The following is a 24,491-nucleotide window of genomic DNA, read 5'->3' on the forward strand; positions in this document are numbered from 1 at the left end:
GCCGCCCCTGGCGGGGCAGCAGGGAATGCGGGGAGTGCACAGCGGCGCGGACGGCCTCGCGGCGTAGAGCGTCGGCGGTCGCCGACCGGCTCACTCCTTGTTCGGGTTCGACGACACCTTGTGCCGCATCAGGCGGCCCTTCTCGCGCTCCCAGTCGCGCTTCTTCTCGGTCTCGCGCTTGTCGTGCTGGGCCTTGCCCTTGGCCAGGGCGATCTCGGCCTTCACGCGGCCGGCCTTGTAGTGCAGGTCCAGCGGCACCAGGGTGTAGCCCTTTTGCTCGACCTTGCCGATCAGCCGGCGGATCTCGTCCTTGTGCATCAGCAGCTTCTTCGTGCGGTCGGCCTCGGGGCGCACATGGGTGGAGGCCGAACGCAGTGCATTGATGCGGCAGCCAATCAGGTACAGCTCGCCGTCGCGGATGACGACATAGCCGTCGGTCAGCTGCACCTGCCCGCTGCGGATGGCCTTGACCTCCCAGCCTTCGAGCACCACGCCGGTCTCGTGGCGTTCCTCGATGTGATAGTCGAAGCGGGCTTTCCTGTTTTCTGCGATGGTCATCGTTCGATTATCGGGTGAATGGCGGCAGGGGCGCCCGCCCTACAATCCCTGCATTCTATGAAGCACGTCAAGAAGTCCGTCCTGCTCTGGTATTCGGCGCAGGAGATCTACGACCTGGTCACCCGCGTCACCGACTACCCGCAGTTCCTGCCCTGGTGCGAGAAGGCCGAGGTCCTGGCCCAGACGCCGCAGGGCATGACGGCCCGCCTGACACTCGCCTACGCCGGCATGCGCCACGCCTTCACCACCGAGAACACCCATGTGCCCGGCGAGCTGGTGGTGGTGAAGCTGGTCGACGGCCCGTTCTCGCTGCTGGAAGGCAACTGGCGCTTCAACACCCTGGGCAGCGGCACATCGGGCCCGCCGGCCTGCAAGGTCGAGCTGGACCTGCGCTACGCCTTCTCCAGCGGCGCGCTGTCGGCGCTGGTCAGCCCGGTGTTCGACCGCATCGCCAACACGCTGGTGGACTCCTTCGTGCGGCGTGCCGAGCAGGTCTATGGCGTGCGCTGAGGGCGCTGCCCCCTGCCGTGTCGAGGTGGCATGGGCCGCCGGCCCCGGCCAAGCCGAGGTGGTGGCGGTGGAGGTCGCACCGGGTTCGACGGTACTGCATGTCCTGCGCGCCAGCGGCATGCTGGCGCGGCATCCCGAGATCGATCTGGCCACGCAGCGCGTCGGCATCTGGGGCCGCTTGCGCAGCCTGAGCGATCCGGTGCGCGACCGCGACCGCATCGAGATCTATCGCGCCCTCAAGGTCGACCCGAAGGAGGCGCGGCGGCTGCGCTATCGCGGCCAGCGCAAGGCGGGTTGACCGGGCAGGTTGGAAGAGATGCGGTTGGCGGGGCGGGCAGCCAGGCGGCAAGACGGCCTGCTGCCGGGCGGTACGCCGGGGCACGGTGCCCCGGCAGCCCGGGTCACTTGCAGTCGCTGGCGATGACCTGCTTGACCCGTGCCGCTTCCTTGGAGCGCGCCGCATCGTCGAGGATCTCGCGCTCGCCCTTTTCGTTGGTGCGGGCGATGCGCATGCCGTTGTCCAGGCTCTGCTGGTAGCTCCTGGCCCGCGCGCAGTTCTCGGCGCGCGCCTTGGCCACGCGTTCTTCCTCGGCCTTGAGCTTGGCTTCCTGCTCCTGGGCGGCCTTCTTGCGGCGCTCTTCCAGTTCCTTGTCGACGCCACTCGGGGCGGAGCCGGCCGGCAGCGCCGCATCGGCGGCCGACGTGGCGGCGGAGGCCGGCAGCGGGGGCGGCGCCACCGCGGCGCCGCGCGGGCGTTGCAGGATGTCCTTGTCGGCCACCGTGGCCGGCGGCGGACGGTCGCTGTACTGCACCTTGCCCGTGGCGTCCCGCCACTTCCATTGGGCGGCAGCGGGCAGGGCGGCGCCAAGGCCGATGCATACACCCAGGGCCGCGGTCACCAAACGAAGCGAGACATTTTTCATGCGGCGCAGTTTAGCGGCCGGTGCAGTGCCGACCAAGTGCCGGGCGCGCCAACGGCTGCCTTGTCCGTGACCAATCGCACGATGCCGCAAGAAGCTACTTGCGGTGACAACCTGGCACGCTTTCCGCCGACGTCCGTATAATTCGCTTTTGCGTCTGGAGCTTTCTCATGCGCCTGCTCGGTAAAGCGCTCACCTTCGACGACGTTCTGTTGGTGCCGGCTTTCTCCCAAGTGTTGCCCCGCGACACGTCCCTCACGACCCGTCTTTCCCGCAACATCACGCTGAACCTGCCTGTCGTCTCCGCGGCGATGGACACGGTGACCGAGGCGCGCCTGGCCATCGCCATCGCGCAGGAAGGCGGCATCGGCATCATCCACAAGAACCTGACGCCCAAGCAGCAGGCGGCCGAAGTGGCGAAGGTCAAGCGCTACGAATCCGGCGTGCTGCGCGACCCCATCACCATCACGCCGGACCTGACGGTGCGCCAGGTGATGGAGCTGTCGCGCCAGCATGGCGTGTCAGGCTTCCCGGTGCTGGAAGGCAAGACGGTGGTGGGCATCGTGACCGGCCGCGACCTGCGCTTCGAGACCCGCCTGGACGTGCCGGTGCGCGAGATCATGACGCCGCGCGAGCGCCTCGTCACGGTGAGCGAATCGGCCTCGCTGGCCGAAGGCAAGGCCCTGATGCACAAGCACAAGCTGGAGCGGGTGCTGGTGGTCAACCCGGCCTTCGAGCTGCGCGGGTTGATGACGGTCAAGGACATCACCAAGCAGACCACCTTCCCCAATGCCGCACGCGACTCGCACGGCAAGCTGCGTGTGGGCGCGGCGGTCGGCGTGGGCGAGGGCACCGAGGAGCGGGTCGAGCTGCTGGTGAAGGCCGGCGTCGATGCGCTGGTGGTCGACACCGCGCACGGCCACAGCAAGGGCGTGCTGGACCGGGTGCGCTGGGTCAAGCAGAACTTCCCCGAGGTGGACGTGATCGGCGGCAACATCGCCACCGGCAGCGCCGCGCTGGCGCTGGTGGAAGCCGGCGCCGACGCGGTCAAGGTCGGCATCGGCCCGGGCTCCATCTGCACCACCCGCATCGTTGCCGGCGTGGGCGTGCCGCAGGTCACCGCGATCGACAACGTCGCCACCGCGCTGCAGGGCTCGGGCGTGCCGCTCATTGCGGACGGCGGCATCCGCTACTCGGGCGACATCGCCAAGGCCATCGCCGCCGGTGCCAGCACCGTGATGATGGGCGGCATGTTCGCCGGCACCGAAGAGGCGCCGGGCGAGGTCATCCTCTACCAGGGGCGCAGCTACAAGAGCTACCGCGGCATGGGCTCCATCGGCGCGATGAAGGCCGGCTCGGCCGACCGCTATTTCCAGGAGAACGACGAGGCGGTGAACCCCAACGCCGACAAGTTCGTGCCCGAGGGCATCGAGGGCCGCGTGCCCTACAAGGGCTCGGTGGTCGCCATCCTGTACCAGATGGCCGGCGGCCTGCGCGCCTCGATGGGCTACTGCGGCTGCGGCAGCATCGAAGACATGCGCAACCGGGCGGAATTCGTCGAGATCACCGCGGCCGGCATCCGCGAGAGCCACGTCCACGACGTGCAGATCACCAAGGAAGCGCCGAACTACCGGGTCGAGTGAGCGACCTGGAGCAAGACAGCCCTCCGACCCAGGCAGCACCCGGTGCTGCCTTTTCCGTTTTTTGAACAGGCCCGACCGTGCACGACAAGATCCTCATCCTCGATTTCGGCTCCCAGGTCACGCAGCTCATCGCGCGGCGCGTGCGTGAGGCGCATGTCTACTGCGAGATCCATCCCAACGACGTCAGCGACGAGTTCGTCCGCGAGTTCCAGCCCAAGGGCGTGATCCTGTCGGGCAGCCATGCCAGCACCTACGAGTCGCACGACCTGCGGGCGCCGCAGGCGGTGTTCGACCTCGGCGTGCCGGTGCTCGGCATCTGCTACGGCATGCAGACCATGGCAGAGCAGCTGGGCGGCAAGGTCGAATGGAGCGACCACCGCGAGTTCGGCTACGCCGAGGTGCGGGCCCATGGCCACACCAAGCTGCTGGAGGCGATCGAGGACTTCTCCACCGCCGAGGGCCACGGCATGCTGAAGGTCTGGATGAGCCACGGCGACAAGGTCACCGGCCTGCCGCCGGGCTTCAAGGTGATGGCCTCGACGCCGTCCTGCCCCATCGCCGGCATGGCCGACGAGGCGCGCCGCTACTACGCGGTGCAGTTCCATCCGGAGGTGACGCACACGGTCAAGGGCCGCGACATGCTCAACCGCTTCGTGCTGCAGATCTGCGGCGCGCGGCCGGACTGGGTGATGGGCGACTACATCACCGAGGCGGTCGCCCGCATCCGGGAGCAGGTGGGCGACGAGGAGGTCATCCTGGGCCTGTCGGGTGGCGTCGATTCGAGCGTCGCGGCGGCGCTGATCCACCGCGCCATCGGCGACCAGCTGACCTGCGTCTTCGTCGACCACGGCCTGCTGCGCCTGAACGAAGGCCAGATGGTGATGGACATGTTCGGCCGCAACCTGGGCGTCAAGGTGGTGCATGTGGACGCCAGCGCCCAGTTCATGGGCCACCTGGCTGGCGTGACCGACCCCGAGGCCAAGCGCAAGATCATCGGCCGGGAGTTCGTCGAGGTCTTCCAGGCCGAAGCCAAGAAGCTGACCAACGCCAAGTGGCTGGCCCAGGGCACCATCTACCCGGACGTGATCGAGTCGGCCGGCGGCAAGACCAAGAAGGCCACCACCATCAAGAGCCACCACAACGTCGGCGGCCTGCCCGAGACGCTGGGGCTGAAGCTGCTGGAGCCGCTGCGCGAGCTCTTCAAGGACGAGGTGCGCGAGCTGGGCGTGGCGCTCGGCCTGCCGCACGAGATGGTCTACCGGCATCCCTTCCCGGGCCCGGGCCTGGGCGTGCGCATCCTGGGCGAGGTCAAGCGCGAGTACGCCGACTTGCTGCGCCGCGCCGATGCCATCTTCATCGAGGAACTGCGCAACACGTTGGACGGCCCGAGCGGCAAGAGCTGGTACGAGTTGACCAGCCAGGCCTTTGCGGTCTTCCTGCCGGTCAAGAGCGTCGGCGTGATGGGCGATGGCCGCACCTACGACTACGTGGTGGCGCTGCGCGCGGTGCAGACCAGCGACTTCATGACGGCCGACTGGGCGGAGCTGCCCTACAGCCTGCTGAAGCGGGTGTCGGGCCGCATCATCAACGAGGTGCGCGGCATCAACCGCGTCACCTACGACGTGTCGTCCAAGCCGCCTGCCACCATCGAGTGGGAATGAGGGCGGCTGCCACCGCCTGCCACCCGTCGTGCCCGCTGCTGCGGCGGGCTGGCGGGGCCGGGCGGTGGCGCTGCCCCGGTGCCGCGGGCCTGCCGTGAGGCGTGATTCCGCGGGCGCCGGCCCTGTCCTCCGACCCACCTCCTGAAGATCGATTGCCGCGATGCGTCCCCTGTTCACCTTTGTGGCCTTGCTGATCGTGCTGGCGCTGTCCGGCCTGCTGGCGCGCAAGCAACTTGCCGCCGCCCAGCTCGACAGCGTGCCGACGGTCGCGTCCGACCGGCCCGGCATGCCGGCCAGCGAGCCGCTGGGCCAGCAGCTGCAGCAATTCCAGCAACAGCTCGACCAGGCGGTGCTGCAGGCGCCGCGCCGCAGCGAAGACGAGTGAGCCCCTTGCCATGAGCGCCACCCTTCCGCCTGCCTCCGCCGCCGACATCACCCCCACCGACGAGTACGCGATGCGCCTGGCGCTGGACCAGGCGCAGAACGCCTGGCTGGTGGGCGAGGTGCCGGTGGGCGCGGTCATCATGAGCGGCGGCAAGGTGGTGGCCACCGGCTACAACCGCCCGATCACCGAGCACGACCCGACCGCCCATGCCGAGATCGTGGCGCTGCGCCATGCGGCCCAGCTGCTGGGCAACTACCGGCTGCCCGAATGCGAGCTCTACGTGACGCTGGAGCCCTGCGCGATGTGCGCCATGGCGCTGATGCATGCGCGCTTCAAGCGGGTGGTGTTCGGCGCGGCCGATCCCAAGACCGGCGCCGCCGGCTCGGTGGTGGACCTGTTCGGCCAGCGCCAGCTCAACCACCACACGGTGGTGCAGGGCGGCGTGCTGGCCGAGGCCTGCGGCCAGCTGCTGCGCGACTTCTTTGCCGAGCGCCGGGCCTTGCACCGCAGCCGCCGCAGCATGGTGCTGACGCCGCCCACCTTTGACGACCTGACGCCGCCGGCCGAGCCCATTCCGACCGGCGACGCCAGCGAACTGCCCGACCCGGAGAACAAGTTTTGACCGCCCCTGCCGCCGCCGCACACGACGCCGCGCACCACCATTGCGACGACGAACACTGCCACCACCACCATCACGAGGGGCCGATGACGCTGACCATCTTCGCCCCCTCGGGCGTGGTGGCCCAGCCGGCCGCGCTGAAGCTGGCGGTCAAGCGGCTGCGGGCGCAGGGCGTCGAGGCGTCGCTGGACGCCTCGGCCACCGCCCGGCAACAGCGCTTCGCGGGCGATGACGACACCCGGCTGGAGGCCATCCACCGAGTGGCACGCAGCGGCGTGTCGATCGCGCTGGCGGCGCGCGGCGGCTATGGCCTGACGCGGCTGCTCGACCGCATCGATTACGCGTTGCTGGCGCAGAGCATCGAGTCCGGCACGCGCTGGGTCGGGCACAGCGACTTCACCGCGCTGCAGCTGGCGCTGCTGGCCCGTCACAAGGGCGCCGTCACCCATGCCGGCCCGCTCGCCGGCTACGACTTCGGCGGCGAGGCGGTGGACGAGGTGACCGAGGCCTGCTTCCTGGAAGCCATGCGCGGCGAGCTGGAGGCGGTGGGCTTCCGCACCGAGGCCGGCTTCGACGGCCTGGACACGCGTGGCACGCTGTGGGGCGGCAACCTCTGCATGGTGGGCTCCTTGCTCGGCACGCCGCACTGGCCCCGCATCAAGGGCGGCATCCTGTTCCTGGAAGACGTCAACGAGCACCCGTACCGGATCGAGCGCACCCTGTTGCAGTTGCACCAGGCCGGGGTGCTGGATGCACAGAAGGCCATCGTGCTGGGGCACTTCACCGACTACAAACCCTCGCCGCTGGACCGCGGCTACACGCTGAAGAGCGTCGTCACGCACCTGCGCAGCCTGACCCGCACGCCCATCCTGACCGGGCTGCCCTTCGGCCATGTACCGACCAAGGTCACCTTGCCGGTGGGCGCCAAGGTGCAGCTGGTGGTGCAGGGGCGCGAGGTCTTCATGGCCTGGTAGGGAAGTTGCATGGCATCCTCGCTTCAGGGCCGCCGAGCCCTTGCCGAGGAGGATGCTCATGCACCGATGTCCCGCGCCTGTCGTTCCCGGGGCCACCCGTGGGTGGCGCCGGCTGTTTTGCTGGGGAGGCGCCGCGCTGCTGGCGCTGGCGCTGGCGGGCTGCAACAACAGCCCGCAGCCCGAAGGCGACGCCGCCGAGAACACCCTGTTCGCGGCTTTCGCCGAGCGCTCGCCGCGCTACCTGGACCCGACCGCCTCGTACTCCAACAACGAGGCGCACTACACCTTCTCCTTCTACGAGCCGCTCTACGCCTACCACTACCTGAAGCGGCCCTATGAGCTGGTGCCGCGGCTGGCGGAGTCGGTGGTGCAGCCGCACTACCTGGACAAGAACGGCCAGCCGCTGCCGCAGGACGCGCCGGGCGAGCAGGTGGCCGAGAGCGTCTATGACGTGAAGATCAAGCCGGGCTCCCGCTATGCGCCGCACCCGGCCTTCGCGACGGACGCCAAGGGACGCTACCTGTACCACAGCGTGACGCCTGAGCAATTGGGTGACAAGCGCAGCCCCTGGGATTTCGAACACCTGGGCACCCGCGAGGTGGTGGCCGAGGACCTGGTGTACGGCCTCAAGCGGCATGCCACCACCCGCATCAAGGCGCCGGTGTTCGGCGTGTTCTCGGAATACGTGATCGGGCTGAAGGAATACGGCGCCCTGATCCGCGAGGAAGACCGCAAGCTGCGCGCCGGTCAGGATGCCGCCAGCCGTGACCGGCCCTTCCTGGACTTCCGCAAGTACCCGCTGGCCGGCGTGCAGGCCATCGACAAGTACACCGTGCGCTACCGCCTGAAGGGCAAGTACCCGCAGTGGAAGTACTGGATGGCCATGCCCTTCCTGGCGCCCGTGCCGTGGGAGGCCGACGCCTTCTACGACCAGCCCGGCATGGCCGAGCGCGGCCTGTCGCTGAATGTCTGGCCGGTCGGCTCCGGTCCCTACATGCTGGCCGAATACGTGCAGGACCGCCGCCACGTGCTCAAGCGCAACCCCAACTACCGGCACGATCCCTATCCCTGCGAAGGCATGCCGGGCGACAAGGAGGCCGGCCTGCTGGAGGACTGCGGCAAGCCCATGCCCTTCGTCGACAAGGTGGTGGTGACGATGGAGAAGGAGAACCTGCCGATCAAGTCGAAGTTCAGGCAGGGCTACTACGACCTGCCGGAGATCGAGAAGCCCGAGTACGGCGTCGAATTCGCGCTGGCCATGCAGGACTCGCCGGCGGTGCACGAGGAATACACCGCCAAGGGCTTCAAGGTGCCGCGCAACGTGGACCTGACGAACTGGTACGTCGGCTTCAACTGGCTCGACCCGGTGGTGGGCGCGGGCGACACGCCGGAGCGCGCGCAGCGCAACCGCAAGCTGCGCCAGGCGCTGTCCATCGCCATCGACTGGGAGGAGTACACCCGGGTGTTCCCCCGCAAGGGTGGCGAAGTGGCGATGGCGCCGGTGCCGGCCGGCATGTTCGGCTCGCGCCATGGCACCACGGCCGGCATCAACCCGGTGACCCACCGCGTGGTCAACGGCCAGCCGGTGCGCCGCTCGCTCGACGAGGCGCGCCAGCTGCTGGCCGAGGCCGGCTACCCCAACGGCCGCGACGCCAAGACCGGCCAGCCGCTCGTGCTGCACTACGACTACCAGCGCGTGCCCACGCCCGACCTCAAGCCCGAGATCGACTGGATGGTGAAGCAGTTCGCCAAGCTGGGCGTGCAGCTGGAGGTGCGTGCCACCACCTACAACCAGTTCCAGGACAAGGTGAACAAGGGCGGCCACCAGGTCATCTGGTGGGGCTGGGTGGCCGACTACCCGGATTCGGAGAACTTCCTCTTCCTGCTCTATGGGCCCAACGCCAAGTCCAAGTACGACGGCGAGAACGCCATCAACTACCTCAACCCCGAGTACGACAAGCGCTACGCCCGCCTGCGGCTGATGGACGACGGCCCCGAGAAGCAGAAGCTGATCGACGAGATGGTGAGCATCCTGCAGCAGGACGCGCCCTGGGCCTTCGGCTTCTTCCCCTACACCTCGGGCGCCTACCAGTCGTGGGTGGACAACGCCAAGCCGGCGATGATGATCCGCGACCAGCTGCGCTATTTCCGCGTCGACCCGGCTGCGCGCGTTGCCCGCCAGCGCGAGTGGAACCAGCCGGTGTGGTGGCCCATGGGCCTGCTGGGGCTGGGGGTGCTCGCGCTCATCTGGCTCACCCGTTCCCGGGTCCGCGAGCGTGACCGGCTGACCGCCCGTGGCGAGATCCTGAAGGAGGCTTGAGCGTGTTGAACTACATCATTCGCCGCATTGGCTACGGGGTGCTGATCCTGCTGGGGGTCAACCTGCTGACCTTCACGCTGTTCTTCACCGTCAACACACCGGACGACATGGCCCGCATCAACATCGGCGGCCAGCGCATCACGCAGGAGCAGATCCAGAAGTGGAAGATCGAACGCGGCTACGACAAGCCGCTGTACTGGAACGCCGAGCAGCCCGGCACCCGGCAGCTGACCGAGACCGTGTTCTGGGACCGCTCGGTGTCGCTGTTCTCGCTCGACTTTGGCCGCGCCGACAGCGAGAGTGCCGGTGACATCGGGCAGCAGGTGGCGCGCCGCATGGCGGTGAGCCTCCAGCTGGCGGTGCCGTTGTTCCTGCTGCAGGTGCTGGCCAGCACCGCCTTCTCGCTGCTGCTGGTGTTCTTCAGGCACAGCCGCATCGATTTCTGGGGCGTGGTGCTGTGCGTGCTGATGCTGTCCATCTCCAGCCTGTTCTACATCATCTTCGGCCAGTACCTGTTCTCCAAGGTGCTGCGGCTGGTGCCCATCTCCGGCTATGCCGGCGGGCTGGATGCGGTGCGCTTCCTGATCCTGCCGGTGCTGCTGTCGCTGCTGTCGCGCCTGGGCACCGAGGCGCGGCTGTACCGGGCGATGTTCCTCGAAGAGGTGGGCAAGGACTATGTGCGCACCGCCCGCGCCAAGGGCCTGTCGGAGCAGGTGGTGCTGATGCGGCATGTGCTGCGCAATGCCCTGATTCCCATCGTCACCAGTGCCGGTTCCTACCTGCCCTATGTCTTCCTGGGCAGCCTGGTGTTCGAGAGCTTCTTCGGCATTCCCGGCCTGGGCGCCTATGTCATCGAGGCCATCGGCTCGCAGGACTTCGCCGTGGTGCGCACCATGGTCTTCCTGGGCTCGCTGCTGTACATCGCGACCTTCGTGCTGATCGACATCGCCTACACCTGGGTCGACCCCCGCGTGCGGCTGGCCTGAGAGAAGAGGGGACACAACCATGGGTTTCAAACTCGTCATGCTGTGGACCGACCTGGTCCTGTGGCTGCTGATGGCCGGCCTCGGCCTCTATGTCTGGCTGGCGCGCCGCAGCGCGCCGCTGCGGGGCAAGTGGAAGCATGTCTTCCGCGACGCTGCGTCGACGTGCTCCGCCGTGGTGCTGGGCACGTTCCTGCTGGTGGCGCTGGCCGACAGCCTGCATTTCCGGCGTGCCCTGCCGGCCACCACGCCGCAGGAGCAGCAGGCCTATGACCCGCGCGTGGAGTCGCTGCTCGATGTGCTGATGGCGCGGCAGATCGCGATGCGCGAGCCGTCGTATTCCCAACCGCTGGCGTATGCCGGCTTTGTGATGGAGTCCATCGACAACCAGGGCCGGCCGGAGCGCGGCTTCCCGCGCCTGCCACACGGCGGCGCCCACCTGAAGGACCCCGCCAGCGAATGGGGCGCCGATGTGCTACAGCGCGGCGTCGGCGGCGCGGCGCTGGGGGCCGTGGCGGCCCTGCTGGTGGCGGCAGTGGGGGTGGCCTGGGGCGCACGCCGGCAGCGCCTGCCGTTCGCCACGATGGCTGGCCTGCTGTGGCGCGACCAGACCGAGCTGCCCTGGCGCGCCGCCGCCATCACGCTGCTGCTGATCGCCGTGCTGGCCGGCGCCTGTGCCGGCTGGAGTGGCTACTACCACGTGTTCGGCACCGACCGCACCGGCAACGACGTGCTGTACCAGTCGGTCAAGAGCGTGCGCACCGCCTTCGTGATCGGCTCGCTGGCGACGGTGGCGACCTTGCCCTTCGCGATCGGGCTGGGTGTGGCGGCCGGCTACTTCAAGGGCTGGGTGGACGAGGTTATCCAGTACCTCTACACCACCTTGTCCTCGGTGCCCAATGTGCTGCTGATCGCGGCCTGCGTGCTGATGGTGCAGGTCTTCATCGACAAGAACCCGCAACTCTTTCCGACCGGCGCCGAACGTTCGGACATCCGCATCCTGCTGTTGTGCGTGATCCTGGGCGTCACCGGCTGGGCCTCGCTGGCGCGGCTGCTGCGGGCCGAGACGCTGAAGCTGCGCGAGCTGGACTTCGTGCAGGCGGCCACGGCCTTCGGCGTCGGGCCGCTGCGCATCATGGCGCGCCACATCCTGCCGAACGTGATGCACCTGGTGCTGATCACCACCGTGCTGGAGTTTTCCTCGCTGATCCTCTACGAGGCAGTGCTGTCGTATGTGGGCGTGGGCGTGGAGCCGTCGATGAACAGCTTCGGCGGCATGATCAACCTGGCCCGCGACGAGCTGTCGCGCGAGCCGGCGGTGTGGTGGTCGGTCAGCGCGGCCTTCAGCTTCATGGTGACGCTGGTGCTGGCGGCCAACCTGTTTGCCGATGGCGTGCGCGAAGCCTTCGATCCGCGCGGCCGCGCCTTCCGAGCCCGGCTGGGCACCCGCAACCGGGCTGTCGTCTAGTCCACCGGTCGGCTCGCCCCTCGCGTTGCGCAGGCTGTGCAGGCGCCCGGGCGGCGGGGAGCCGACGCGTTCCCATCATCGGTGGCGGCGTGCCTCGGGGCACATTGGAGCAACCCGGCATGCCGCCGCAGCAGGAGCAATGAGATGTTGAACATTACCGACCTCACCGTCGAGCTGGACGCCGAGCAGGGCCTGGTGCGGGCCGTGGACGGCCTGCGGCTGAGCCTGTCGCGTGGCGAGACGTTTGCCCTGGTGGGCGAGTCCGGCTGCGGCAAGAGCATGACGGCCCTGGCCCTGATGCGGCTGCTGCCGGACAACGGCCGCGTGGCAGCAGGGCGCCTGGAGCTGGGCGGCGAAGAGCTGTTCGGCCTGCCGGAGTCGCGCATGCGCGCGGTGCGCGGTGGGCGCATCGCGATGATCTTCCAGGAGCCGTCGACCAGCCTGAACCCGGTCATGCGCATCGGCGACCAGATCATCGAGTCCATCGAGACGCACACTTCGCTGCGTGGCGCGGCGGCGCGCCAGAAGGCCATCGACTGGCTCAAGCGGGTCGGCCTGCCGGAGCCCGAGCGGCGCATTGACGAGTACCCCTTCCGCCTCAGCGGCGGTCAGAAACAGCGGGTGATGATCGCCATCGCCCTGGCCGGCGAGCCCGACTTCATCGTGGCCGACGAGCCCACCACGGCGCTGGACGTGACCATCCAGGCGCAAATCCTGGAACTGCTGAAGCAACTGCAGCGCGAGCGCTCGCTGGGCCTGCTGCTGATCACGCACGACCTGGGCGTGGTGTCGGGCATGGCGCACCGGGTGGCCCTGATGTATGCCGGCCAGGTGGTGGAGGTGGCACCGGCGGCGGAGTTCTTCGCGGCCCCCAAGCATCCCTATGCACGCCTGCTGCTGAGCGCCTTGCCGGATGCCGCCAAGCGGGGCCAGCCGTTGGCCGCTATTCGCGGCACGGTGCCGCCCTTGTGGATGGAGTTCCAGGGCTGTCGCTTCGAGCCCCGCTGCCATCGCGCCATGCCGACCTGCCGCACGGTGCAGCCGCCGATGGAGCAACCGTCGGCGGGGCATGCAGTGCGCTGCCTGCTGTACTCGCCCGGCCTGGCGAGCGAAGCGCCGGGCGGGCTGCCGGCCGTGGCGGCATCGCAGCCGCTGTCGGCGGTGCCTCTGGCGGTGCCCGTGGCGGCAGCCGCGGCTGAAGCTGACCCGGCCCGCAGCGGCGCACCGCGCGAGCCCGGCGCGCCGCTGCTGCAGATCGAGCACCTCAGCGTGCTCTTCCCGATCCGCCGAGGCCTGCTGCAGCGCGTGCAGGGCCACATGGCCGCGGTGCAGGACCTGTCGCTCGACATCCGCCAGGGCGAGACGGTGGCCTTGGTCGGCGAGTCCGGCTGCGGCAAGACCACCACCGGCAAGGCGGTGGTGCAGTTGCTGCGCGGCAAGGCCGAGATCCAGGGCCGCGCCTTGCTGCACGGCCAGGACCTGTTCACGCTCGATGGTGCCGCCTTGCGGGCGGCGCGCCGGCAGGTGCAGATCATCTTCCAGGATCCCTTCGCCTCGCTGAACCCGCGCATGCGGGTGTTCGAGATCCTCGAAGAAGGCCTGCTGTCGCTGCGCCCGGAGTGGGACGCGGCAGCGCGCCGGGCCCAGGTCGAGAAGCTGGTGAACCAGGTCGGCCTGCGGCCGGACGCGCTGGAGCGTTACCCGCACGAGTTTTCCGGCGGGCAACGACAGCGCCTGGCCATCGCACGGGCCCTGGCGGTGGAGCCACAGCTGATCGTCTGCGACGAGCCGACCTCGGCGCTGGACGTGTCGGTGCAGGCGCAGATCCTCAACCTGCTGCGCGAGCTGCAGCAGGCGCTTGGCGTGTCTTATCTCTTCATCACCCACAACATTGGCGCGGTGGAGTACGTCGCGCACCGGGTGGCGGTGATGCAGGCCGGGCGCATCGTCGAAAGCGGCAGTGCGGACGAGGTGCTGGATCGACCCCAGCATCCCTATACCCGCACGCTGCTGGCCGCTGTGCCACGGGTGCAAGGCCAGGAGCCGGCGGTGCGCAAGGCGGTGGCCTGAGCACAGGGGCCGGCTGGGTGGCATGGTGGCAGCGAGGCAGGCACCGACGCGCCTGTGGTGCCGCTGTTGCTGCCACGCCGTGTAATCGACATGGCGACCGGTGGCATGCACGATCGCAGCCGCCTGCCGTCGCAGGATGCGGCCATAGCGCCAGCGCCAGCGCGGTGCTGGCCGCCCGGCCACCGCCGCACCTGCAGCTGCCCGGGGGCACCCGGCAGCATGGACGCCGCCTTTCGCTTCACCGCCGGAGCGGGCGGTGCCGCTTCTTCGCCAGCGATGGGTCATAGGGGTGGGGAGCGGCTCGAAAAAGCCAAACGCTGAACACTGAGCGGCGAGCACCATGTGCCGTGTGCCGTGTGCCGTGTGCCGTGTGCCATGTGCCATGTGCCATGTGCCATGGGCTACGGGCTACGGGCTACGGGCTACGGGCTATGGGTTATGGGTTATGGGTTATGGGTTATGGGTTATGGGTTATGGGTTATGGGTTATGGGCTATGGGCTATGGGCTATGGGCTATGGGCTATGGGCTATGGGCTATGGGCTATGCGTCATGCGCCAGGCGTCATGCGCCAGGCGCCAGGCGCCTAGCCACTGCGCCATGGCACCCGCTAGCCCCGTGATCGATGTCATCGCGTCGCCGGCTGCGCAGTCACTGCATGCACGCCGAGCGCGTCATGAACCACGCTGCAGTTCGTCTTGCGACCGGCATCGGCCACATCGACCTGCGGCCGGCCTTCGTTTCATTGCCGCCAGGACTCGGCGCGGCCACCAAACACAGTCCCCAGTGCGCCGCGGTGTGCAGTGGTTAATCGGCAACCGGTGGTCCTGCGCCCCCCTCCGAAATGCGGGACTGCAGGGCCGCAATGGCACGCGCAACATGCCCCATTGCCGCTCCTCCTCATGGGCGGCAAACCGGCAACCATCTCACCAGGGGGCTTTCCTATGACATCGTTCAGATTGCGTCGCAGTTGGGTGGCAGCGCTTCTCGTGTCGATCGGCGGGGGCGCGGTCGCGTCCTTCGACAGCGTGGCGGACCAGCCGGCCGCGACGGTGCAGCCGCATGCCTTCTTGCGCAGCGCCGAGCCCATCCGCGGCGAATACATCGTGCTGCTGAAGCCGGCCGCGGCCTCCGCCGCGTCCGCCGTGGCCATGCCGCAGGCGGTCGAGGCCGCCAGCGCCAGCCTGGCGCGCAAGCACGGCGCGGTGGTCAAGCAGGTCTACAAACACAGCCTGCGCGGCTTCTTCATCCAGGCCACCGAGGCCCAGGCACGCCAGCTCGCTGCCGAGCCGGACGTGGCCTTCGTGAGCGAGAACGGAGTCGTGCGGGCCAACGGGACCCAGCCGAACCCGCCCTGGGGGCTGGACCGCATCGACCAGCGCCGCCTGCCGTTCGACAACGGCTACACCTACGCGCAGACCGGTGCCGGGGTGCATGCGTATGTCGTCGATACCGGTATCCGGGTGACGCACACCGAATTCGGCGGCCGGGCCACTGCGGACTTCTCCTCGATCAACGACGGGCGAGGTGCGGTCGATTGCAACGGCCATGGCACCCATGTGGCCGGCACCATCGGCGGCAGCACCTATGGCGTCGCCAAGGCGGTGCGACTGCATGCGGTGCGCGTGCTGGACTGCTCCGGCACTGGCAGCTGGGCCGGCGTGATCGCCGGCATCGACTGGGTGGCCGCGCATGCGACGCGGCCTGCGGTCCTCAACATGAGCCTGGGCGGTGGCGGCAATGAAGCGGTCGATGCCGCGGTGGCTGCGGCGGTCAATGCCGGCATCGTGGTGGTGGTCGCAGCCGGCAACGACTATGGCGGCAATGCCTGCGACACCTCCCCGGCACGCGCCTTCACCGCGCTCACCGTGTCTGCGACCGACCGCAGCGACAAGCGGGCCGACTTCGCCAACATCGGCACTTGCGTGGACCTGTTCGCGCCAGGCGTGGACGTGCTCTCGGCCTGGACCGGAAGCGACTCGGCCACGAAGTCGATCAGCGGCACCTCGATGGCTTCGCCCCATGTCGCGGGGGTGGTGGCCACCTACCTCGAGAGCCATCCGTCGGCCAGCGTCGCCGAGGTGACCAACGCGGTGCTGTCGCAGAACACCGCCGGCCTGGTGGCGGATGCGGGGCAGGGCAGCCCGAATCATCTTGCCAGCACCCTCGCGACACGGGTGAGTGCCTTCTACCGCTACCTCCAGCCCGGCAACGGCGCGCACTTCTACACCACCAACTGGCAGGAGCTCAACGCAGGCATCAACGGCTGGGTGTATGAGGGCATCTCCGGCTACCTAGCGCCCACCGAGACCGCCGACAGCCAGCCGCTTCACCGCTACTACCACGCGGGCAACGGCGACCACTTCTACACCACCAACTGGGGGGAGCTGGGGGCCGGGGGCAACGGCTGGACCTATGAAGGCGTCACCGGCTACTGCCCACGGACGGCCGATGCCGGCACGCAGAGCCTGCACCGCTACTACAACCCGTCCGCCGGGCAGCACTTCTACACGGTGAACTGGGACGAGCTGGGAGGTGGCGGCAGCAGCTGGACCTATGAAGGCGTGGCCTGCCTTACCTACACCGCGCCCTGAGTCGGCGCCGGGGCCGGCAGGTCCCGGAGCCAGCAGCCTGCGCCGGTCCAGGCGCAGCCTGCTGGTGCCGGTGGCTGGTGCAGGCTGCTGGTGCCGGTGGCTGGTGCCGGTGGCTGGTGCCGGTGGCTGGTGCCGGTGGCTGGCTCCGGTGGCTGGTGCCGGTGGCTGAGGGCCGTGCCCGACGCCCGTGGCCGCTGCACGTGGCTGACGCGCGTGACCGGTGCAGGCGGCTGATGTGCACGAAGGGTGTGGGTGGCCGGTGGAGGGGTGACGCGCGAGGGCGGCGCTGGGGCGTCATGAGAGCGGCACCGGGCGCTGTGGGAGGCTGAACCGCTCACGGGCACGAGCGTCCGTGCCGCCCTTGCGCAAGAATGGGTGGCCCCGGCCGTCGCTGCCGGGCCTTCACGCAGGAGCCTTCATGATCAAAGCCGTACTCACCGGGCACAGCCGGGGACTGGGCGCCGGCCTGGCGTCCGAGTTGCTGAAACGCCGGATTGGTGTCCTCGCGCTGGCGCGCGGCGCAAGCGCCGCGGCCTCGGCCGAGCAGCCGCTGTTGCAGGCAGTGGCCGTGGACCTGGCCGACACACGCAAGCTGGCCGACTGGCTGGCCGGGCCGGCGCTGGGCGATTTCCTGGCCGGCAGCCGCATGGTGCTGCTCATCAACAATGCCGGCATGTTGCAGCCGGTGGGTCCCCTCGCGCTGCAGGACCCGGCGGAGCTGGCCCGGGCGGTGGCGCTCAACGTGGCGGCGCCGATGATGCTCGCGGCAGCCGTGGTGGCCGCCCGCCCGGCTGGCGTGGACACCCGCATCCTGCACGTGTCGAGCGGAGCCGGGCGGCGGGCCGTGCCTGGCTGGTCGGTGTACGGGGCGACGAAGGCGGCGCTCGACCATCACGCCCGGACCGCTGCGGAAGACGGCCTGGCTGGCGTGCGCATCTGCAGTCTTGCACCCGGCGTGATCGACACCGACATGCAGGCCGAGATCCGCGCCGCCGACGAGCAGCGTTTTCCCCAGCGCGAGCGCTTTGTGGCGCTCAAGCGCGAGGGCGGGCTGTCGAGCGCCGAGGACACCGCCCGTCGCCTGCTCGATCATCTCCTGAGCGCCACCTTCGGGCAGGCGCCAGTGGCTGATCTGAGGGAGCTCGACATTCGCTGAGGCCTTGCCCGCGCGCTGCCCGGCGTGCAGCCGGGCTTGGTGCGGCCGGGCGGATCGGCGTACGGCAGCCGGTTTCGCACCTCTGCGCGGTGCTGCGGCCGGCAGGCGCAGCGGGCTTAGACCCGGCCGCTCCTCACCGAGCGGACCGGTCCTGCACGCACCCGGCGCAGCAGATCATTCACATGCCATCGGTTCGCCCGGGGCCACTGTCACCGGAACGCGCACCGGCCGGCGGACCGCCATCGCGTACTCCGTCGTGGCCAGTGACTCGCCGGCGAAGCTGCGCAAGGTCTGCCCGGTCGGGCTGGGCCTCGGACCGAAGAGGAATTCCAGCACCTCCCGCAGCCACACCCGGCGGCCCATGCGGGTGTACCACCGCATCGCATGCCGGAACTCGGCATCCTTGCCGAACAGGACCCGCCGCAGCGCGGCCGGCCGCAGTTGCATCGTCGCTTCCATGAACTTGACCCACAAGATCATGCGCCAGGGGGGGACCCGCTGTGTCGCCAGCACCTGGTGCTTGTAGTCCCAGCGGCGGGTGTCCGGTTCCACCACCTCCCGGTCGGCCACGGTCTCGTAGTAAGGCGTCCAGCGATGGGGCGTGACGTAGAGCAGCTGGATCTGGTCCGGGTCGTATCGCAGCAGGTGGCGCAACGAATGCCAGTAGTCGGCGTCCCGCTCCTCCTCGAAACCGACCACGTAGGTGGCCATCGAGATGATGCCGTGCTGGCGCAACAGCTGGATCGCCTGCTGGTCCTCGCTGACGGTCGCACCCTTGCGAATGCGCTTCAGCGTTGCTTCGCTGTAGCTCTCGATGCCGAGCAGGAACCGGATCACGCCGGCCCGCTTGTAGAGATGCAGGATGTCCGCATCCCGGACGATGTCGCCCGCACGCGTCGAGCCGACCAGGGTCAGCGGCACGTTCTCGGCGATCAACGCCTCGAGGAAGGCCTTCCACGCCTTGCGGGAGCCGGTGGGCAGTTCGTCGGCGAAGTTGATGAGGCGCACGCCATGGTCGCGGTAGAGCCGGGCGAGCTCCTTCGCGAAGCGCACCGGGTCCCGGTGTCGCCAGCGGGTCCAGAAGCCCCGCTGCCCGCAATAGCTGCACAGGTAGGGGCAGCCACGCGAGAACTGGACCACCACGGCCCGGCGGCCTCCCCAGTAGCTATAGCGGCTGTGGTCGATCAGTTCCCAGCCGATGCGCCAGGCGTCCAGATCGGTCAACATCGGCGCCTGGCCGGTGGTGCGGACCTGACCTTGTTCGCGGTATGCGATCCCCGGCACGTCCGACAGCGGCGTGTTCGACGAAAGGGCGCGCATGAGCCGGGTCGCCGTCTCCTCGCCTTCGCCCCGGACCACGATGTCGATCTGCGGCGCCTCAGCCAGTATCTCCTGCCAGTGGTAGGTCGGGTGCACGCCGCCATAGACGATGCAGCAGCCAGGCATCGCCTGCTTGAAGAGGGCCGCCAGCTCCAGCACGGTCACATGGACCGAGCTGGAACCGGAATGACCGAGCATGACCACATCGGGATGCTCGCGCCGCACCGCATCCACCACCTGGCCGAGGGACAGCGGTCCCAGTTCCGCATCGAGCAAGCGAACCGGGAACCCGGCGTCGATCAACGGCCCGCCGACCGACAGCAGGCCCAGAGGCGGCAACTGCTCGCGCGGAACGCGGCTGCCGATGGCAGTGTGGGGAGGATTGACGAGCAATATCTTGAGGGCCGGCATGTCACAGGGGTCAGGGCGCCGCGAAACGGCAGGAGGCCGGCGAACATAGCCGACCGCGCCTGCAGTGACAAGGGCATGGCCAACGAAGGCGTTTGCAGCCAGCGGCAACGCCGGCATCGCCTTGCAGTCGCGGCGCGTCGATACCGTTTTGGAGCGGTCTGCCCCCTAGCGCTGCCCGGCGCGTGGCGTCGACCCCGCGCTGGACACTCCGCCATTGCCTTTCGGTCACACCGCCGCTGCGGTCCCTCGACGGTTCGCCGCCGGCCGCCAATCAAGACGGCCTGCACGGTGCGCTTGCTGTATGGCGGCTGATGCGAGACGCCCGGAGGACTCGCCGCGGCTGCCCCGGCTGGCGCCGTGGCGACACTGGCGCTTCCACTGCCTGGGGCGCCGTGGCTACCTGTGACCCGGCGCAGGCGCCGGGCCGCGTGGCTCAGACCGCTGCCACCCAGCGGGCGCCGCCCGGCAGCATCGCTTCGGCGGCCCGTTCGAGTGCGGCCAAGCGGTCGAGCTCACGGCACACATCAACGAAGCTGCCGCTCAGCAGGGTGCGACGATGGTCGCTCGGGTCTTGCACCACCCGCAGGTGGCGGGCCGGTGTGCTGCCCAGCGCCGGTACCCGCACGGTCGGTGCTGCTGCGCCCGGCTGCAGGTGCACGCGCACCTCCCACCGGCCGCCCTTGCCGGCGAACAGGCTCACGCGCAGGTCGGCCTCGCCATGGTCGTCCCAGTGAGCCGACCAGGGCCGCACCGCGAAGACGGTGGTGTGGGCCCGGCGCGCGGCACGCTGGAGCTCGCGCAGGTCAGCCAGGGCCAGCTCGGGCAACCACACGGCCAGCACACCGCCACGGCCGGCCCGCAGCCAGGACAAGGCCCGCGGCAGCGTCTCGTGCGAGGGCACCTCACAGGTGCCGGTGGCCCGGGCGCCCGGCGTGGCCACGCAGCCTTGCGCCGGATCGAAGACCACCCCGGCCGGCTGGCCCAGCAAGGCGGTGCGCTGGCCGTGCGACGCGGCGCTGCACAGCACCGGGCCGAGCAGGGCCAGCTCGGGATGACCCGGCTGCGGCGCCAGCACCTCGACCACGCCGGCGGCCGGCCAACCGCCGGCCGGCAGCACCGCGTCGAGTGCGGGAAAGCCACTCGGGGTGGGACCGGCGGCGGCCGCCGCCGCGGCGCTGCCGCCTGGCCCGGCGGGCGTCATCGGCAGCCACAGTTGCTCGCGCAGACGTGCCCACCAGGAGGGGCGGCGTGGGGAACGCCCCGGCGCGCGGACCAGGCGCGCCTCCGTGTGGCCGTTGCCGGCGTCGGTGGGGGCGGGGGTGGGGGGGGTGTGGATGGAAGAGGCCATGTCCGTCTCCGAAAATCAAAACAGTGCAATGACGTTCGGCAGGATTGGTCGTTTCGGAAGTCCTGCAGCCCGGCTGGGCTGTGCTTCCTGCTCGCTGCACGGGGCTCGCGAGCAGAGGCTCGCGAAACGCCCGCCACCCGCGCAGCGGCTCGGCGAAAAAAGCGTGAGTCGTGGTCGGTCGTCGGCCGGTGCGGCTCAGCCGCTGCCGCGGCTTGCAGTGCGATGGCGCTGGCCCTCGCCGCCCGCTTCGCTAGCGGACATGCGCAGCTGGCCATAGAGCAGCTTGCGCTGGGCGGTGTAGTGCCACCACGGCGCCGCAGGTGCACCGCGCATGAAGTCGATCGCTGCCATGAAGGTATCCAGCACGCAGGGGTCTTGGCGTTGGCCGGTGCGTGCGCACAGGTCGTGGTAGAGCACCAGCGCGTCGCGGCCGATCAAGTCGCGCGGGGCGTGAATGCCCAGCAGCGCCAGGTCTTCAGCGAGCGAGGGGCCGATGTTGGGGATCAGCTCCAGCGACGCGGTCGGATGCAGGCAGTCGGTGTGGCGCAGCGCTTTCATCAGGACTTCCGGAGGCTGGAGTTGAAACACCGGGCAGGTCACATCACCAGGGTGTTGCGGATCAGGCCGACGGCGATGCCCTCGAGCTCGAATTCCTGGCCGGGCTCGACCACGATGGTCTTGAAGTCCGGGTTCTCGGCGATCAGCTCGATGGTGCCGCGTGTCTTCTTGAAGCGCTTGACCGTGACATCGTCACCCAGCCTTGCCACCACGATCTGCCCGTTCTTGGCTTCCTTGGCTTTCTGCACGGCCAGCAGGTCGCCTTCCAGGATGCCGGCGTCGCGCATGCTCATGCCGCGCACCTTCAACAGGTAGTCCGGTTGCCGGGCGAACATGCTGGCACCGACGTGGTAGGTCTGGTCGATGTGCTCCTGCGCCAGGATGGGGCTGCCGGCGGCGACACGGCCCACCAGCGGCAAGGCCAGCTGTGCAATGCCGGGCAGCGGCAGCAGGCCCTGGCGTCCCATGCTGGCCAGCCGCGATTCGTTCACCGAGCGCAATGTGTCAGACTTCAGCCGGATGCCACGCGAGGTGCCACCCACCAGCTCGATGGCGCCCTTGCGCGCCAGCGCCTGCAAATGCTCTTCGGCGGCGTTGGCCGAGCGGAACCCGAGCTCGGCCGCAATCTCTGCCCGGGTGGGCGGCGCGCCGGTGCGCTCGATGGAAGCGCGAATCAGGTCGAGGATCTGCTGCTGGCGCGCGGTGAGCTTGGGAAGGTCGGAGCGTTGCGGGTCCACGGGCACCTCGGGTGGTGGGTTCAAATGGGGTGTTGACAGCCCGGGGCGGTAGCCAGGGCCTACAGCGGTTCGAAGGCGGCTTCCTCGCGGAAGCGGTGGCAGGAACGGCTGAGGCGCAGGCACTGTTCGGGCATCCAGTAGCTGTATTTTTATCCAGTCTTTCGAAAAATGCAAAGCAAAGCGAAGCAGGTCGTGATCCTCGGCACCGGTGGCACGATTGCGGGCACCGCCGCCCAGGCGGCGGACACGGTCGGCTATCGGGCGGCCCAATTGGGCATCGCCTCGCTGGTGGAAGCCATTCCGGGCCTGCTGGCCTGTCCGCTCGAGACCGAACAGGTCGCGCAAGTGGACAGCAAGGACATGGGCTTCTCGGTGTGGCAGGCACTGGCCCGCCGCATTGCGCACCATCTGGCGCGCGAGGAAGTGGCCGGGATCGTGGTCACCCACGGCACCGACACGCTGGAGGAGACCGGCTACCTGCTTCAGCGGCTGCTCGCGCCGGCCAAGCCGGTGGTGCTGACCGCCGCGATGCGACCGGCCTCGGCCCTGCAGGCCGACGGGCCACAGAACCTGCTGGACGCGGTGCTGGTGGCGCGCGAACCAGGCGCGCGCGGCGTGCTCGCCTTGCTGGCCGGCGCGGTGCACAGCGCTGCGGAGGTGCGCAAGAGCCACACCTACCGCCTGGATGCCTTCTGTTCGGGAGACGCCGGGCCGCTGGCGTATGTGGAGGCCGGCCAGCTGCGCCGCCTGCGCGACTGGCCCCAGGGCGAGGCACTGGGCCTGCAGGCGGTGGCGGCCGATGTGGCGGACTGGCCCTGGGTGGAGATCGTCTCCAGCCACAGCGGGGCCGACGGGCGGGCGGTGCGCGCGTTGACGCGCATCGGTGTGCAGGGCCTGGTGGTCACGGCCACCGGCAACGGCACGGTGCACGAAGATCTGGAGGCGGCCCTGCTGGAGGCGCAGGCCGCCGGCGTGCGGGTATGGCGCAGCACCCGCTGCGCCGAAGGCCGGGTACTGCCCCGGCCGGACGATATGCTGCCGGCCGCGCAGGCCGGCACGCCCTACAAGGCCAGGGTCGAGCTGCTGCTGCAGTTGCTGTCCGCGCGCGGCGCCTGAGACGGCGGCGCGCGGCGCGGGCCGCCCTGGCGCGGCCCGCGGGCCCTCAGACCACGCTCAGGCGCACTTCGATGTTGTTGCGGGTCGCATTGGAATAGGGGCACACCTTGTGTGCAGCTTCGACCAGCGCCTCGGCATCCGCCTTCTCCCAGCCGGGCAGCGAAATGGCGAGGTCGGCCTGGATGCCGAAGCCGGCCGGGATCGGCCCGATGCCGACCTTGCCGGTCACCGAGGTGTCGGCCGGCAGCGCCTTCTTCTGCTGCGAGGCGACAAACTTCATGGCCCCGAGGAAGCAGGCCGAATAGCCGGCGGCAAAGAGCTGCTCGGGGTTGGTGCCGGCTGCGCCGGAGCCGCCCATTTCCTTCGGCAGGGCAAGCTTCACGTCCAGCGCACCGTCTGACGAGACCGCGCGGCCGTCGCGGCCTCCGTTGGCGGTGGCTTGGGCGGTGTACACCACTTTGTCGAGTTTCATCGAAAGACTCCTTGCTTGGTTGGACAGGGGGGAGGGAAACCGACGCTTCTGAAATGAAGCGTTCTATTGAATTGTGTACAACATATTGCAACAAGCCGATGGCATCATGCCGCCTCGGCCTGGCTGCTGTCTTCTTCGTGCGGCTCGACGGCCTGCAGCGCCAGGCGCTGCCGCAACGCGTGCAGCCGCTGGCGCAGCTCGGTCATCTCGGTCACGGTGCATTGCACGGCACAGGAAACCTGGCGCGGCACTTCGGCGGCGCTGCGGCGCAGCTGGCGGCCGGCGGTGGTCAAGGTGATGACCACACGGCGTTCGTCGTCCTTGGCGCGGGTGCGGGTGAGCCAGCCGCCGGCTTCCATGCGCTTGAGCAGGGGCGTGAGGGTGCCGGAGTCGAGGAAGAGCCGCTCGCCCAGTGCCCCCACGCTCAGGCCGTCCTGCTCCCACAGCACCAGCATTACCAGGTATTGCGGATAGGTCAGGCCGAGGCGGTCGAGCAGCGGCTTGTAGAGCTTGGTCATCGCCAGCGACGTCGAGTACACCGCGAAGCAGAGCTGGTTGTCGAGCAGCAGCAGGTTGTGCTGCTCATCGACGGCGGGCTGCAGGGCGGTGGGCTTGTGCGTTGGCATGGTTGAACTGTACTTCACAATTCAATTGCGTGCAATATAAACAA

Annotated in this window: 22 protein-coding genes; 14 read left to right on the forward strand and 8 right to left on the reverse strand. The window is 69.2% G+C overall.

The genetic code is table 11. The features are described 5' to 3' along the window. Positions 1 to 90 precede the first annotated feature (90 nt). Positions 91 to 558 carry an SsrA-binding protein SmpB gene (gene smpB / locus N7L95_RS02110; protein ID WP_301258158.1) on the reverse strand — a complete coding sequence of 156 codons (468 nt, stop codon included), beginning with the start codon at positions 556 to 558 and terminating at the stop codon, positions 91 to 93. A 57-nt stretch (positions 559 to 615) separates the two neighbouring features. Here smpB and N7L95_RS02115 point away from each other — a divergent pair, with 57 nt between their 5' ends. Continuing rightward, complete coding sequence (locus N7L95_RS02115) at positions 616 to 1,068, forward strand: type II toxin-antitoxin system RatA family toxin (RefSeq protein WP_301258159.1); 453 nt, start codon at positions 616 to 618, stop codon at positions 1,066 to 1,068. A gap of 25 nt (positions 1,069 to 1,093) precedes the next feature. Next, positions 1,094 to 1,366 (forward strand): RnfH family protein, encoded by a 273-nt coding sequence (locus N7L95_RS02120; RefSeq protein ID WP_301258160.1) that lies wholly within the window; start codon positions 1,094 to 1,096, stop codon positions 1,364 to 1,366. A gap of 103 nt (positions 1,367 to 1,469) precedes the next feature. Here the strand turns inward: N7L95_RS02120 and N7L95_RS02125 are convergent, their stop codons facing one another. After that, complete coding sequence (locus tag N7L95_RS02125) at positions 1,470 to 1,991, reverse strand: DUF4124 domain-containing protein (RefSeq protein ID WP_301258161.1); 522 nt, start codon at positions 1,989 to 1,991, stop codon at positions 1,470 to 1,472. A 167-nt stretch (positions 1,992 to 2,158) separates the two neighbouring features. Here N7L95_RS02125 and guaB point away from each other — a divergent pair, with 167 nt between their 5' ends. From guaB to N7L95_RS02180, 11 genes are all read left to right on the forward strand, one after another. Then, the gene (guaB, locus tag N7L95_RS02130; protein ID WP_301258162.1) at positions 2,159 to 3,631 is read left to right on the forward strand and encodes an IMP dehydrogenase; all 1,473 of its coding nucleotides are present in this window, start codon (positions 2,159 to 2,161) and stop codon (positions 3,629 to 3,631) included. A gap of 77 nt (positions 3,632 to 3,708) precedes the next feature. Then, positions 3,709 to 5,292 carry a glutamine-hydrolyzing GMP synthase gene (gene guaA, locus N7L95_RS02135; RefSeq protein ID WP_301258163.1) on the forward strand — a complete coding sequence of 528 codons (1,584 nt, stop codon included), beginning with the start codon at positions 3,709 to 3,711 and terminating at the stop codon, positions 5,290 to 5,292. A 160-nt stretch (positions 5,293 to 5,452) separates the two neighbouring features. Continuing rightward, positions 5,453 to 5,677: a hypothetical protein gene (locus tag N7L95_RS02140; RefSeq protein WP_301258164.1), complete on the forward strand. Its 225-nt coding sequence runs from the start codon at positions 5,453 to 5,455 to the stop codon at positions 5,675 to 5,677. 10 nt (positions 5,678 to 5,687) lie between these two features. After that, positions 5,688 to 6,299 carry a tRNA adenosine(34) deaminase TadA gene (tadA, locus tag N7L95_RS02145; RefSeq protein WP_301258165.1) on the forward strand — a complete coding sequence of 204 codons (612 nt, stop codon included), beginning with the start codon at positions 5,688 to 5,690 and terminating at the stop codon, positions 6,297 to 6,299. An 83-nt stretch (positions 6,300 to 6,382) separates the two neighbouring features. Next, positions 6,383 to 7,270, forward strand: a complete 888-nt coding sequence (locus tag N7L95_RS02150; protein ID WP_301260044.1) for an LD-carboxypeptidase — start codon at positions 6,383 to 6,385, stop codon at positions 7,268 to 7,270. Positions 7,271 to 7,328: 58 nt separating this feature from the next. Then, positions 7,329 to 9,590: an ABC transporter substrate-binding protein gene (locus N7L95_RS02155; protein WP_301258166.1), complete on the forward strand. Its 2,262-nt coding sequence runs from the start codon at positions 7,329 to 7,331 to the stop codon at positions 9,588 to 9,590. A gap of 2 nt (positions 9,591 to 9,592) precedes the next feature. Further along, the gene (locus N7L95_RS02160) at positions 9,593 to 10,576 is read left to right on the forward strand and encodes an ABC transporter permease (RefSeq protein WP_301258167.1); all 984 of its coding nucleotides are present in this window, start codon (positions 9,593 to 9,595) and stop codon (positions 10,574 to 10,576) included. 19 nt (positions 10,577 to 10,595) lie between these two features. After that, the gene (locus N7L95_RS02165; RefSeq protein ID WP_301258168.1) at positions 10,596 to 12,041 is read left to right on the forward strand and encodes an ABC transporter permease; all 1,446 of its coding nucleotides are present in this window, start codon (positions 10,596 to 10,598) and stop codon (positions 12,039 to 12,041) included. 144 nt (positions 12,042 to 12,185) lie between these two features. Further along, complete coding sequence (locus tag N7L95_RS02170; RefSeq protein WP_301258169.1) at positions 12,186 to 14,111, forward strand: ABC transporter ATP-binding protein; 1,926 nt, start codon at positions 12,186 to 12,188, stop codon at positions 14,109 to 14,111. Between the two features lie 972 nt (positions 14,112 to 15,083). Beyond that, positions 15,084 to 16,703 carry a S8 family serine peptidase gene (locus N7L95_RS02175; protein WP_301258170.1) on the forward strand — a complete coding sequence of 540 codons (1,620 nt, stop codon included), beginning with the start codon at positions 15,084 to 15,086 and terminating at the stop codon, positions 16,701 to 16,703. A gap of 418 nt (positions 16,704 to 17,121) precedes the next feature. Then, on the forward strand, positions 17,122 to 17,859 hold the full coding sequence (locus N7L95_RS02180; RefSeq protein WP_301258171.1) for an SDR family oxidoreductase: 738 nt from the start codon (positions 17,122 to 17,124) through the stop codon (positions 17,857 to 17,859). Between the two features lie 174 nt (positions 17,860 to 18,033). Here the strand turns inward: N7L95_RS02180 and bchE are convergent, their stop codons facing one another. The 4 genes from bchE to lexA all read right to left on the reverse strand — a co-directional run bounded on the left by bchE (position 18,034) and on the right by lexA (position 22,233). Beyond that, positions 18,034 to 19,590, reverse strand: a complete 1,557-nt coding sequence (gene bchE / locus N7L95_RS02185) for a magnesium-protoporphyrin IX monomethyl ester anaerobic oxidative cyclase (protein WP_301258172.1) — start codon at positions 19,588 to 19,590, stop codon at positions 18,034 to 18,036. Between the two features lie 433 nt (positions 19,591 to 20,023). Next, positions 20,024 to 20,938 carry a hypothetical protein gene (locus N7L95_RS02190; protein WP_301258173.1) on the reverse strand — a complete coding sequence of 305 codons (915 nt, stop codon included), beginning with the start codon at positions 20,936 to 20,938 and terminating at the stop codon, positions 20,024 to 20,026. Between the two features lie 195 nt (positions 20,939 to 21,133). Beyond that, a complete protein-coding gene (locus N7L95_RS02195) occupies positions 21,134 to 21,496 on the reverse strand; it encodes a helix-hairpin-helix domain-containing protein (protein WP_301258174.1) in 363 nt (120 codons plus the stop codon). Positions 21,497 to 21,534: 38 nt separating this feature from the next. Next, entirely contained in the window at positions 21,535 to 22,233 is a 699-nt protein-coding gene (lexA, locus tag N7L95_RS02200) for a transcriptional repressor LexA (RefSeq protein WP_301258175.1), read from the reverse strand. A 168-nt stretch (positions 22,234 to 22,401) separates the two neighbouring features. Here lexA and N7L95_RS02205 point away from each other — a divergent pair, with 168 nt between their 5' ends. Beyond that, positions 22,402 to 23,349 (forward strand): asparaginase, encoded by a 948-nt coding sequence (locus tag N7L95_RS02205; RefSeq protein WP_301258176.1) that lies wholly within the window; start codon positions 22,402 to 22,404, stop codon positions 23,347 to 23,349. Between the two features lie 46 nt (positions 23,350 to 23,395). Here the strand turns inward: N7L95_RS02205 and N7L95_RS02210 are convergent, their stop codons facing one another. Together N7L95_RS02210 and N7L95_RS02215 are read right to left on the reverse strand one after the other, a co-directional pair. Then, positions 23,396 to 23,821, reverse strand: a complete 426-nt coding sequence (locus N7L95_RS02210; RefSeq protein ID WP_301258177.1) for an organic hydroperoxide resistance protein — start codon at positions 23,819 to 23,821, stop codon at positions 23,396 to 23,398. Between the two features lie 104 nt (positions 23,822 to 23,925). Continuing rightward, positions 23,926 to 24,447, reverse strand: coding sequence for a MarR family winged helix-turn-helix transcriptional regulator (locus N7L95_RS02215; protein WP_301258178.1), 522 nt, complete (start codon positions 24,445 to 24,447; stop codon positions 23,926 to 23,928). Positions 24,448 to 24,491 lie beyond the last annotated feature (44 nt).

This window comes from Eleftheria terrae, from assembly GCF_030419005.1.
Lineage (GTDB): Bacteria > Pseudomonadota > Gammaproteobacteria > Burkholderiales > Burkholderiaceae_C > Caldimonas > Caldimonas terrae.